The sequence below is a fragment of the Streptococcus sciuri genome, from assembly GCF_024814375.1.
GTDB classification, from domain to species: Bacteria; Bacillota; Bacilli; order Lactobacillales; family Streptococcaceae; genus Streptococcus; species Streptococcus sciuri.
Genome location: NZ_JANUXX010000002.1, coordinates 71,742 through 84,404, shown reverse-complemented (window position 1 = coordinate 84,404; position 12,663 = coordinate 71,742). Strand labels below are relative to the sequence as shown.

At 38.2% G+C, this 12,663-nt stretch carries 11 protein-coding genes; 10 read left to right on the top strand and 1 reads right to left on the bottom strand.

Annotated features, from left to right (window positions below; translation table 11 throughout):
* Position 1 precedes the first annotated feature (1 nt).
* The 4 genes from NXS10_RS02965 to NXS10_RS02950 all read left to right on the top strand — a co-directional run bounded on the left by NXS10_RS02965 (position 2) and on the right by NXS10_RS02950 (position 4,192).
* Positions 2-463, top strand: a complete 462-nt coding sequence (locus tag NXS10_RS02965) for a DUF3021 domain-containing protein (protein WP_259137498.1) — start codon at positions 2-4, stop codon at positions 461-463.
* 114 nt (positions 464-577) lie between these two features.
* The gene (gene aspS / locus NXS10_RS02960; RefSeq protein ID WP_259137496.1) at positions 578-2,338 is read left to right on the top strand and encodes an aspartate--tRNA ligase; all 1,761 of its coding nucleotides are present in this window, start codon (positions 578-580) and stop codon (positions 2,336-2,338) included.
* 11 nt (positions 2,339-2,349) lie between these two features.
* Positions 2,350-3,294 carry a YitT family protein gene (locus NXS10_RS02955; RefSeq protein WP_259137494.1) on the top strand — a complete coding sequence of 315 codons (945 nt, stop codon included), beginning with the start codon at positions 2,350-2,352 and terminating at the stop codon, positions 3,292-3,294.
* A gap of 28 nt (positions 3,295-3,322) precedes the next feature.
* On the top strand, positions 3,323-4,192 hold the full coding sequence (locus NXS10_RS02950) for a YitT family protein (RefSeq protein WP_259137626.1): 870 nt from the start codon (positions 3,323-3,325) through the stop codon (positions 4,190-4,192).
* 54 nt (positions 4,193-4,246) lie between these two features.
* Here NXS10_RS02950 and argS read toward each other — a convergent pair whose 3' ends face one another.
* Positions 4,247-5,938: an arginine--tRNA ligase gene (gene argS / locus NXS10_RS02945; RefSeq protein WP_259137492.1), complete on the bottom strand. Its 1,692-nt coding sequence runs from the start codon at positions 5,936-5,938 to the stop codon at positions 4,247-4,249.
* Between the two features lie 171 nt (positions 5,939-6,109).
* Here argS and argR point away from each other — a divergent pair, with 171 nt between their 5' ends.
* From argR to NXS10_RS02915, 6 genes are read left to right on the top strand one after another with little or no spacing between them, the layout of a single operon-like run.
* On the top strand, positions 6,110-6,547 hold the full coding sequence (gene argR, locus NXS10_RS02940) for an arginine repressor (RefSeq protein WP_259137490.1): 438 nt from the start codon (positions 6,110-6,112) through the stop codon (positions 6,545-6,547).
* A complete protein-coding gene (locus NXS10_RS02935; RefSeq protein ID WP_259137488.1) occupies positions 6,544-6,897 on the top strand; it encodes a YlbF family regulator in 354 nt (117 codons plus the stop codon). Before argR ends, NXS10_RS02935 begins: the two co-directional genes overlap by 4 nt.
* Positions 6,869-9,451, top strand: a complete 2,583-nt coding sequence (gene mutS, locus NXS10_RS02930) for a DNA mismatch repair protein MutS (protein ID WP_373317979.1) — start codon at positions 6,869-6,871, stop codon at positions 9,449-9,451. The genes NXS10_RS02935 and mutS overlap by 29 nt, the downstream gene beginning before the upstream one ends.
* 41 nt (positions 9,452-9,492) lie before the next feature.
* Positions 9,493-11,445: a DNA mismatch repair endonuclease MutL gene (gene mutL, locus NXS10_RS02925; RefSeq protein WP_259137484.1), complete on the top strand. Its 1,953-nt coding sequence runs from the start codon at positions 9,493-9,495 to the stop codon at positions 11,443-11,445.
* A gap of 11 nt (positions 11,446-11,456) precedes the next feature.
* Positions 11,457-12,047 carry a Holliday junction branch migration protein RuvA gene (ruvA, locus tag NXS10_RS02920; RefSeq protein WP_259137482.1) on the top strand — a complete coding sequence of 197 codons (591 nt, stop codon included), beginning with the start codon at positions 11,457-11,459 and terminating at the stop codon, positions 12,045-12,047.
* A gap of 33 nt (positions 12,048-12,080) precedes the next feature.
* Positions 12,081-12,629 carry a DNA-3-methyladenine glycosylase I gene (locus tag NXS10_RS02915; RefSeq protein ID WP_259137480.1) on the top strand — a complete coding sequence of 183 codons (549 nt, stop codon included), beginning with the start codon at positions 12,081-12,083 and terminating at the stop codon, positions 12,627-12,629.
* Positions 12,630-12,663: the final 34 nt, after the last annotated feature.

Here is a 12,663-nt window from a genome sequence, read left to right as displayed (position 1 = left end):
GATGAAAGTTAAGGAATTATTTGTTGCGGGTTGTCAAGGGCTTAGTATTGGTTTAATGTGTTCGCTGATATTTTCAGCTGTATTTTCAGATGTTTACAGTCCTGTAAACCCTCACTCAATCATGGGCGTTTGGTATGGCCAACATCTGACAAACGTGCAGACCATGGCTGTCTGTGTAGGCTTATGGTTTTTGATTGGTTGTCTCTTTTCTCTAGGCGGTTGGTTCTTCCAACAAGAATGGAGCTTATTGCGCATGACTATTTGCCATTTTATCACCATGCTCATATGTCTCTTTGGTATTGGATTTTTAGCGGGTTGGTACAATCCAAACGTGACAAATGTGCTTTTGTTTAGCGTTATCTTTAGTATCATTTACGCCATCATTTACTGGTTTTCGTTACAGGAGATGAAGAGGATTATCCAAGAAGTTGACGGACAACTAAAGTATTCTCAAGACAAATAGAAAAAACTCTGCCCAATGGGTGGGGTTTTTGCTGTCTTTTTGTTATAATAGGTGAGATGAATTGATTTTAAGCAGGAAAGGAAGCAGGTACATTTGTGTATCTTGGTATCGATTATGAAAAGAAGTATGTATGCGGGTAGTGTCCGAAAGGAACATATCGGACAAACTTTGACGCTAAATGGTTGGGTTGGGCGTCGTCGTGATCTTGGTGGTCTTATTTTTATTGATTTGCGAGACCGTGAGGGTATTATGCAGCTAGTTATCAATCCTGAAAAAGTGGATACTAGCGTGATGGAAACCGCTGAAAAGCTAAGAAGTGAGTTTGTCATCGAGGTGACTGGTGTCGTTGTCGCTCGTGAAGAAGCAAATGATAAGGTAGCAACAGGACGTGTTGAGTTACAGGTTGAGAGTTTAACGATTTTAAATACAGCTAAGACAACGCCTTTTGAAATTAAAGATGGTATCGAAGCAACGGATGAAACGCGTTTGCGTTATCGTTATCTTGATCTTCGTCGTCCAGAAATGCTTGCAAACTTTAAATTGCGTGCTAAGGTGACTCACTCTATTCGCAACTATTTAGACGAGCTAGACTTTATTGATGTCGAAACACCAATGTTAGCCAAGTCAACGCCAGAAGGAGCGCGTGATTATCTTGTACCAAGTCGTGTGAATCAAGGGCGTTTCTACGCTCTTCCTCAAAGCCCACAAATTACGAAGCAACTCTTGATGAATGCTGGTTTTGACCGCTATTATCAAATTGTGAAATGTTTTCGTGATGAAGACTTACGTGGGGATCGCCAACCTGAGTTTACACAAGTTGACTTAGAGACAAGTTTTTTGTCTGATCAGGATATTCAAGATATTACAGAAGGTATGATTGCTCTGGTCATGAAAGAAACGAAAGGGATTGATGTAACTTTACCATTTCCACGTATGACCTACGATGATGCGATGAACAATTATGGTTCTGACAAGCCTGATACACGTTTTGATATGTTGCTTCAAGATGTTACCGCAGCTGTTAAAGAGACTGAGTTTAAGGTCTTTTCACAAGCACCAGTTGTAAAGGCTATTGTTATTAGGAATGGAGCCATTCATTATTCTCGTAAAGATATTGACAAGATGACTGAAATAGCTAAGCAGTTTGGTGCGAAAGGCCTAGCTTGGATCAAGTATAGTGACGAGACTCTTACAGGTCCTATAGCTAAATTTTTGACATGTATTGAAGATAAGTTGACAGATTGTTTGCAGTTGGTAAACGATGATTTAGTTCTTTTTGTTGCAGATAGTCTTGAAGTTGCAAATAACACGCTTGGTGCTTTACGAGTTCGTATCGCAAAAGAGCTTGACATGATTGACACGTCTCAGTTCAATTTCCTTTGGGTTGTTGATTGGCCAATGTTTGAATGGTCAGAAGAAGAAGGACGCTATATGAGCGCTCATCATCCTTTCACACTTCCTCAAGAAAAGACAGCTCATGAACTTGAAGGAGATCTCTCTAAAGTGCGTGCGGTTGCCTATGATATCGTCTTAAATGGTTACGAACTAGGTGGTGGTAGTTTGCGTATCAATCATAAAGATATGCAGGAACGTATGTTTAGGGCTCTTGGTTTTTCGCAAGAAGAAGCAAGAGAGCAATTTGGTTTCTTACTAGAAGCTATGGAATATGGTTTCCCACCTCATGGGGGGCTTGCTATAGGACTTGATCGTTTTGTTATGTTACTAGCAGGCAAAGATAATATTCGTGAAGTTATTGCTTTTCCTAAGAATAATAAAGCAAGCGATCCAATGACACAAGCTCCCAGCCTTGTCTCTAGTAAGCAACTTGATGAATTAGCAATTGCAACAACGTCTGAACAATTGGGTGAAAAATAAAGAGAAAAATTATGCCAAGAAAAAAAGCCCCCTTTTTGAAAAGAGTCAAATATCTGGCTAGTAATTTAGCTAAGAAAGTTGGTCTTTTCCACACTCTTCAAAGTATCTCAAGAGAGAAATATGCTGAAAAAGTTTCAGCATCTCTTCTCTATGGACTTCTCTCAAGTATAGCGGTTAATTTCTTCTTCCAGCCGGGTCATGTTTACTCAAGTGGAGCAACAGGTTTAGCACAGGTCATATCGGCTGTGAGTGAGCGTTTTTTGGGTTTTGAAATACCGATTGCAGTTGCTTTTTATGCAATTAACCTACCATTGTTGCTTTTAGCTTGGTATCAAATAGGGCATAAATTTACGGTATTTACCTTTATTACAGTAACGGTTAGCTCTTTTTTCATTCAGTTTATTCCACAGGTGACTCTGACTACCGATCCTCTAATTAATGCTATTTTTGGGGGGCTTGTTATGGGAGTTGGGATTGGTTATGGTCTTAAATCCCGTATTTCAAGCGGAGGAACAGATATTGTGAGTCTGGCTATTCGCAAGAAAACAGGGCGCGACGTTGGGCGTATTTCACTCATGGTCAATGGGACGATTATGATTTTTGCGGGGATTTTATTTGGTTGGAAATATGCTCTTTATTCAATGGTGACTATTTTCGTCTCTAGTCGAGTGACAGATGCTATCTTTACTAAACAAAAGAAAATGCAGGCTATGATTGTCACCAGCCATCCTGAGAAAGTCATTCATAAAATCCACAAGCGTCTGCACCGTGGGGTGACTTGTATCAATGATGCTGAAGGAACTTATAATCATGAGAAAAAATCCGTGTTATTAACGATTATCACACGTGAAGAATACGGCGAATTTAAACATCTAATGAAAAAAGCAGATTCAAGTGCTTTTATTTCAATAGCTGAAAATGTTCACATTATTGGACGATTTGTGGACGATGATTAAGTGTTTTTGTGGGGAGGTGAGCTGAGTGATTAGGCGAGAACAATTAGCACTAGCTAAGAGTTTGGTCGGTGTTACAGTTGGTGTTGCTATCTATACCTTTGGTTTTATCAAACTGAATATGTCTAACCATTTAGCAGAAGGGGGAGTTACAGGGGTGACTCTGATTGTTCATTCTTTCTACGGTATAGACCCTGCTTATATCTCGTTGCTGATAAATATTCCCTTATTTATCTTGGGAATTAAGATTTTAGGTAAACGTTCTTTAGCTTTTACGCTGTACGCAACAATTTTGCTCTCTTTCTTTATGTGGTTGTGGCAGCACTTTCTAATAGATCTTCCTCTTCATGATGATATGATGTTGGTTGCAGTGGTGGCTGGTCTTATCGCTGGAGTTGGTAGTGGTCTTGTCTTTCGTTATGGTGCTACAACCGGAGGAACAGACATTATTGGACGTATCTTGGAGGTGAAGTTTGGTTTTAAATTAGGGCAAACGTTGCTTATTATAGATGCTTTGGTTCTGACTGCTTCTTTGAGCTATATTGATTTGCAGCATATGCTTTACACTTTAATTGCCAGTTTCGTTTATAGCCAAGTACTTACGATTGTGCAAAATGGTGGCTATACTGTGCGAGGAATGATTATTGTTACAAGATATTCTCAGCAAGTAGCAGATACAATTTTACAAGAAATCAATCGAGGTGTTACCTTTTTAAGGGGACAAGGAGCTTACTCCAAGACGAGCATGGATATTCTGTATGTTGTGTTAAATCCCAGTGAAGTGCGTGATGTGAAAGAGCTGTTAGCAAAGATTGATCCAGATGCTTTCATTTCAATTATTGATGTAGATGAAGTTGTTAGTTCTGATTTTAAAATTAGACGGCATAATTATGATAAATGAAAAGCTCTTAGAAAATTAATTTTCTAAGAGCTTTTCATTTGGTAATCTTGAATATCACATTTCATCAGGAGCCTGAACTCCAAGTAGACGTAGAGCCTCTTTTAGGACAATAGCAGTGGTGTAGCTGAGGGCAAGACGACTGTCACGTTCAGGAGAATCATCTAGGATGCGTGTGTGCGCATAGTATTTATTGAAATTTTGAGCGAGATTAATAGCAAACTTTGCGATGATAGAAGGCTCAAGGTTATCAGCGCTACGTATGATGATACGTGGAAAATCTTGAAGGAGTTTAATAATTTCCCAACTTTCACTGTCATTTAAATGATAGCGAGCTTCTGGATCTGGTGTAAAGTTAGCTTTTTTTAAGATAGATTGGATACGTGCATGAGCATATTGTACATAGGGTCCTGTCTCTCCTTCAAAGGAGACCATAGCTTCAAGGTTGAAGTCATATCCATTTAGTCGATCGGTCTTGAGATCGTAAAATTTAATAGCTCCAATTCCTACGGCATGTGCAATTTCATCTTTATGAGCTAAATCTGGATTTTTAGCTTCAATTTGTGCTTTAGCACGGCTAACAGCTTCAGCGATTGTTGGCTCAAGAAGGATGACATTTCCTTTGCGTGTAGAGAGTTTTTTACCATCTTTTGTCACTAAACCAAATGGTACGTGTGTCACATCATCAGACCACTCATACCCCATTTCTTTAAGTAGGGCTTTTAGTTGTTTAAAATGTGCAGATTGCTCATTTCCAACAACGTAAATAGCTTTAGCAAAATCATAGGTACGTTTACGGTAAAGGGCAGCAGCAAGGTCACGTGTAATGTATAATGTGGCACCGTCTGATTTCTTGATGAGAGCAGGATGTTCAATGCCATATCTTTGAAGATTGACGACTTGTGCTCCCTGTGATTCTTCAAGAAGCTCTTTTTGAGTGAGACTATCCACAATTTCGTCCATCTTATCGTTATAAAAAGCTTCTCCGTTGTAGCTGTCAAATGAGACTTCTAATTCATTGTAAAGACGATTAAATTCAATGAGACTTTCATCACGGAACCACTGCCATAATTTAATTGCTTCTTCATCACCGTCTTCTAGCTTACGAAACCAAGTGCGTGCTTCTTCATCGATACTGGGATCTTTTTCGGCTTCAGCATTGATACGAACGTAGAGTTTGAGGAGTTCATCAATTGGATGAGCTTGGACTGCTTTTTCATCTCCCCATTTTTGATAAGCAACAATTAACATTCCAAATTGTTTACCCCAGTCACCAAGATGATTGATTTTAACAGCTTTGTAGCCAATTTTTTCAAAGATTAAGGCGAGACTGTCTCCTATAACAGTTGAGCGTAAGTGACCGATAGAGAAAGGTTTTGCAATGTTAGGACTGGACATGTCAATAGCGATGTTACGACCATGTCCAATATTTTGTTCAGCATAGTGACTACCAGCTGTGATAATATCCTTAAGAACGTGATTAGAGATGCTTGTCTTATCTAGGAAAAAGTTAATGTAAGGACCGACAGCCTCAATTTTTTCAAAACCAGTAGTATCTAGTTTTTTAACGATTTCACTAGCAATCATCTGTGGTGCTTTACGAAATGTTTTTGCCAAAGAGAAAGTAGGGAAAGCGAGGTCTCCCATTTTAGTATTTTTAGGGGTTTCTAACGATTGTATGATTTCTTCTAATGTCAAGTCTGGAATGGCTTGGTGAATACTCTTTGCGACAGTTTGTTTGGTATCCATGAAGTTCTCCTTATTAGTATAGTTATTCACCTCCATTCTATCATATTTTAGGCAATTAGACGACTCTTTAGAGGAATGTTTAAAAAAGACTTTGAGAAATCTCTTCATAGGATGAAAAAGTTAGCAATTTTTGGTATAATTTTAGAGACAAATGCATAATGAGGATGGATAATGAATAAAAAAGAACGACAAGAGCATATTATACGACTTATCCAAGAAAGAAATATTGGCACACAAGAAGAAATCAAACATTATTTGCAAGATGATGGTATCTCAGTAACTCAGGCTACCCTGTCACGTGATTTGCGAGAGATTGGACTTTTAAAGCTACGCAATAGCGATGGTAAACTTTACTATAGTTTATCTTCACAGGCAAATCTGCGTTTAAATCCAGCAATTTACAGTTATGTTAAAAAGTTAGAACGTGCTGGATTTATGCTTGTTATAAAAACCGATCTAGGTGAGGCTGATGTCTTGGCAAATCTCATAGATGCTGAAAAGAATGACAGTATTTTGGGTACTGTTGCGGGTGCTGATACTCTTCTTGTGGTTTGTAAAGACGAAGTAGTAGCGTCTCGTCTTGAAAAGAAAATCAGAGCTAAAAAATGACAGAACTAGAGAAAGCTATCCAACATCTTACCAGTCAATTACAGAATCATTCCAGTGTTTTAGCCTTTCAAAAGGTAGAAGAACGGCTAAAAGAACTTTCTGAGTTAAAAGATGAAGTCATTCAGATGAAAATCTATCAGCAAGATGTCGTCTTATATCAGAAAATTCATAAAGAAAAAGCAGCCAAGCAAGCGGCTAGTCAGGCTGATGTTCTCCGTCAGATGTTAGAAGATAGTCCGCTTGTCCAAGATTATCGACAAAAGATGCAAGATGCTAGTGACCTATTGCAATATGTGACGCAACGATTGGAAGATAGAATTAATGAGGAGTTGGGAAATGGCAAGTGGTAAAATTTCACCAGGTATGCAGCAGTATTTGGATGTAAAAAAAGAATATCCAGATGCTTTTTTACTTTTTCGCATGGGTGATTTTTATGAGTTATTTTATGAAGATGCGGTAAAAGCGGCACAAATTTTAGAGATTAGCTTGACCAGTCGCAATCGGAATGCAGATAATCCCATTCCTATGGCAGGCGTTCCTTATCACTCTGCTCAGCAATATATTGATACCTTGGTTGATCTGGGTTACAAGGTAGCGATTGCAGAACAGATGGAAGATCCTAAAAAAGCTGTTGGAGTGGTTAAACGCGAAGTCGTTCAAGTTATCACTCCAGGAACAGTCATAGATTCAACAAAAGCAGATAACGCCAATAATTTTTTAGTGGCTATTGATAAAGATGAGCATCAGTTTGGTCTTTCTTATATGGATGTTTCCACAGGTGAGTTTGGAGTGACAGAGTTAGCTGATTTTGGTCTTGTTCGTAGTGAAATCATGAACTTAAAAGCGCGTGAGTTGGTAGTTGGTTATGAGTTAAAAGAGGAAGAACACGCTGTTTTCACTAAGCAGATGAATCTTCTAGTATCGTCTGAAAAGGAACGTTATATGTCTCCTCTTATTGCAAAGCAACTAACTCCTCTTGAAAAACAAGTAGCTGAGAAGCTTTTACAGTACGTTCATATCACTCAAAAACGAGAGCTCAGTCACTTGCAGTCTGTGCATCATTATGAAATTAAAGATCATTTACAGATGTCTTATAGCACCAAGGTTAGTCTTGATTTACTTGAAAATACAAGAACAGGTAAGAAACTCGGTAGTTTGTATTGGCTTTTAGATGAGACTAAGACAGCTATGGGGATGCGTATGCTTCGTTCTTGGATAGATAAGCCATTGATTAATAAGGATGTTATCATTGAGCGTCAAGAGATTGTGCAGGTCTTTTTGGAGCATTTTTTTGAGCGTACAGATCTGACAGAGAGTTTGAAAGGTGTTTATGATATTGAGCGTCTAGCGAGCAGAGTCTCTTTTGGTAAGGCGAATCCTAAAGATCTATTGCAATTAGGACATACTCTAGCGCAGGTACCTGTCATAAAAGCAATCTTAGGAAATTTTCAAGAACCTGTTCTGGATAAACTGATTAAACAGCTAGATACATTACCAGAGTTAGAAGAGCTTATTCGTTTGGCTATTGCTCCAGAAGCGCAGGCAGTGATTACAGAGGGCAATATCATTCGTACAGGTTTTGATGAACAGTTGGATAGTTATCGCAAAGTTCTGCGTGAGGGTACAGGATGGATTGCTGACATCGAAGCTAAAGAACGAAAAGCAAGTGGTATCCACAATCTGAAAATTGATTACAATCGTAAAGATGGATACTATTTCCATGTCACCAACTCTAATCTATCACTCGTTCCAGAACATTTTTTTAAAAAAGCGACTTTAAAAAATTCTGAGCGATTTGGTACGGCAGAACTCGCTAAAATAGAAGGAGAGTTGCTAGAAGCGCGGGATCAATCTGCCGACTTAGAGTATGATATTTTTATGCGTGTTCGTGAGCAGGTAGAGCATTATATCAAGCCCCTGCAGAATCTAGCAAAAATAATCGCAAAGATTGATGTCTTGCAGAGTTTTGCTGTTGTTGCAGAGGTGAATCACTATGTCCGACCAAACTTTAACGATGATAATGAAATTACTATCATTGATGGTCGTCATGCGGTTGTCGAAAAAGTTATGGGCAGTCAAGAGTACATACCAAATAGTATTCACTTTAAAAAAGAGACAAATATCCAACTCATCACAGGTCCTAACATGTCTGGAAAATCAACCTATATGCGTCAACTTGCTTTGACTGTTATTATGGCACAGATTGGTGCTTATGTCGCAGCTAAAAGTGCAGATATTCCAGTTTTTGATGCAATTTTTACACGTATTGGGGCGGCTGATGACTTGATTTCAGGGCAATCAACATTTATGGTTGAGATGACCGAGGCCAATTATGCCTTGCAACGTGCTTCTAAAAATTCTTTGATTCTTTTTGATGAGCTAGGAAGAGGAACAGCTACTTATGATGGATTAGCTTTAGCACAAGCTATTATCGAATACATTTATCGTCATGTCCAAGCTAAGACGATGTTTGCAACGCATTACCATGAGTTGACAGGATTGTCAAAAGAATTGACAAATCTTGTCAATGTTCATGTGGCAACTTTAGAAAAAGATGGAGAAGTGACTTTTCTACATCAAATTGCCAAAGGGCCTGCTGATAAATCCTATGGTATCCATGTTGCTAAGATTGCAGGATTACCCAAAGAATTACTGAAGCGAGCGAGTTACATTTTAGAAGAGCTGGAAACAAATGCTTCTGAGTTACCATTATCAATAATACCGACGGACACATTGACAAAAACAAAAGAATCTCTTAAACAAGCATCTGTTAGTGAGCAATTATCGTTTATTGATAGTCCTTCTTACGACAAGATTATCAATACTTTGAGAGAGACGGACATGATGACATTAACACCAATGGAGGCTATGAATTTAATCTTTACACTTAAACAAGAACTGTAAATATTATGTCAATATTGTGTTAACCAAAAGAAAGGAGAGCTATGGCAAACATCATAGAACTTCCAGAAATTTTAGCAAACCAGATTGCTGCTGGGGAGGTCATCGAACGTCCTAGTAGCGTTATTAAGGAACTACTAGAAAATGCTATTGACGCTAATAGCAGTTGTATTACTATTGAGATTGAAGAATCAGGTTTGAAAAAAATGGCTGTTATTGACAATGGTGAGGGGATGTTGTCGGAGGATGTTCCTCTTAGCTTACGACGACATGCTACTAGTAAAATAAAAAAGCAGAGTGATCTCTTTCGCATTCGAACGCTTGGTTTCAGGGGTGAAGCACTTCCTTCGATTGCCTCTATTAGTCGTTTGACTATTAAGACAGCATCAGCTAGTGAAGCTTATGGAACCTTGTTGCTGGCTGAGGGTGGTAAAATTATCTCACAAGAACCTGTTTCAACACCTATTGGAACTAAGATAGTTGTTGAAGATTTGTTTTTTAATACGCCAGCTAGACTTAAGTACATGAAGAGTTTGCAGGCTGAGTTGGCTCATATCGTTGATGTAGTTAATCGTCAGAGCCTTGCTCATCCTCAGATTGCTTTTGAGTTAGTTAGTGATGGTAAAACGCTCATTCAAACAAGTGGAAGGGGTGATTTGAGGCAAGCTATTGCGGGAATTTACGGGATTACAACAGCTAAGAAAATGTTAGAGATTTCGGCAGCTGATTTGGATTTTGAAGTATCAGGTTATATTAGTTTGCCTGAGCTCACAAGAGCTAACCGTAATTATATTACACTTCTAATCAATGGACGCTACATAAAAAATTTCTTGTTGAATCGATCTATACTAGATGGATATGGTTCAAAACTGATGGTAGGGCGTTTTCCAATTGCTATCCTTGATATTCAAATCGATCCTTATTTAGCAGATGTTAATGTTCACCCCACTAAGCAGGAAGTTCGTATATCAAAAGAGCGTGAACTTCATCAGCTCATCAGTCAGTCTATACAAGAAGTCCTTAAAGAACAAGAACTTATACCAGATGCTCTTGATAATCTAGCTAAAGCAAGCACAAGAATTAAATCTAAAACTGAGCAGATAAAGCTACCTTTGACCTCTAGTCAGCTATATTATGACAAAGAAAGAAACAACTCCTTGATAAAGGAAGCTTTAGTGGAAGAAAATAGTCAATTTTTGGCAGTGTCAAAAGACATTGACAATACTGTCAAGAAAGAAAATAAGACAACCCCCATAACTGTAAAATATGCTGAACGACAGTCGGAAGAGCCGTATGATGGTGAACACCCTAGTATTCGTTCTCAAAATAGGGCAACAGTTGAAAAGTTGCTCCATAAACTTGGTAATGAGACCAAATCAACTTTTCCTGAGTTAGATTATTTTGGACAAATGCATGGAACGTATCTCTTTGCTCAAGGACGAGATGGACTATTTATCATTGATCAACACGCTGCTCAAGAGAGAGTAAAGTATGAGTATTATCGTGAAAAAATAGCGGATGTTGACAGTAGTTTACAGCAGTTATTGATTCCTTATTTGTTTGAGTTTTCATCTGCAGATTTCTTGGCATTGCAAGAAAAAATGTCTCTTCTTAATCAAGTGGGCATTTATCTAGATTCGTATGGTGAGAATACTTATATTTTAAGGGAACATCCTATCTGGATGAAAGAAGAGGAGATAGCTTCAGGTGTTTATGAGATGTGTGATATGCTTCTTTTGACGAATGAAGTTTCGATTAAAACGTATCGCTCGGAGCTAGCCATTATGATGTCGTGTAAACGTAGTATCAAAGCAAATCATTACTTAGATGACTACTCCGCTCGTAATTTGTTAGTGCAGCTATCTCAATGTCAAAATCCTTATAATTGTCCGCATGGACGTCCTGTCTTGGTGCACTTTAGTCAGTCTGATATGGAAAAAATGTTTCGTCGTATACAAGAAAACCATACCAGTTTACGTGATCTTGGTAAATATTAAGTGAGGAAAAAATGTACGATTATATAAAGGGAACAGTCACGAAGATTACAGCTAGTTACATCGTTGTAGAAACTTTTGGTATAGGTTACAAAATCAACGTGGCTAATCCTTATAGTTTTTCAGATTCTATGCAACAGGAAGTGCTTCTTCCTCTACATCAGGTTATCCGAGACGATGCACATGTGCTCTATGGTTTTCATAATGAAGATGAAAAATCGGTCTTTCTTAACCTCCTTTCTGTATCTGGTATTGGTCCAACAACAGCGCTTGCAATCATAGCAGCTGATGATAACGATGGACTTGTTGCTGCTATTGATACGGGTGATATCAGATATTTGATGAAATTTCCCAAGATAGGAAAAAAAACAGCTCAACAGATGGTACTTGATTTAGCTGGCAAATTTGTTGATGTAAAGAGCGATGATAGCAAATCTACTAAAATGAAAGAAACAAATAATATGGAATTAGATGAAGCGATGGAAGCTCTGTTAGCTCTTGGTTATAAGGCTAATGAACTTAATAAAATTCGTGCTTTCTTTGAAGGAACATCTGATAGTGCTGAAAGCTACATCAAGTCTAGCTTGAAGATGTTAATGAAATAAGTTGACATCAGTGTCAATAAAGGGAGGTATGCTGTGCGTTGTTCATGGGTTAAAGAATCCAATCCATTGTATGTTCATTATCATGATGAGGAATGGGGAATTCCTTGTCATGATGATAGTAAATTGTTTGAGTTGCTCTGCCTTGAGACTTATCAATCTGGATTGTCTTGGGAGACGGTGTTAAAGAAGCGTGCTGCCTTTAAAGTAGCTTTTCATCTGTATGATGTTCACAAAGTCGCAGAGATGTCTGATAGTGACTTGGATGCCCTTTTAGGTAATCCAGACATTATTCGCCATAAGGCTAAACTCTATGCGACAAGAGCTAACGCACAAGCTTTTTTAGCTGTTTGCGACACTTTTGATAGCTTTGATAACTACATTTGGGGTTTTATAAACTTTACACCTATTGTCAACATAATAGATGAAAGGCATCCTGTTCCTAGCAAAACCCCTCTGTCTGAATCTATTTCAAAGGATATGAAAAAGTGGGGTTTTAAGTTTGTAGGACCAGTTTGTATCTATTCTTTTTTACAGGCAGCCGGTCTCATCAATGATCATGACAATCAGTGTGATTTTAAGTAATCATGTAAAAGTGACTCTTTTGTCACTTTTTTTG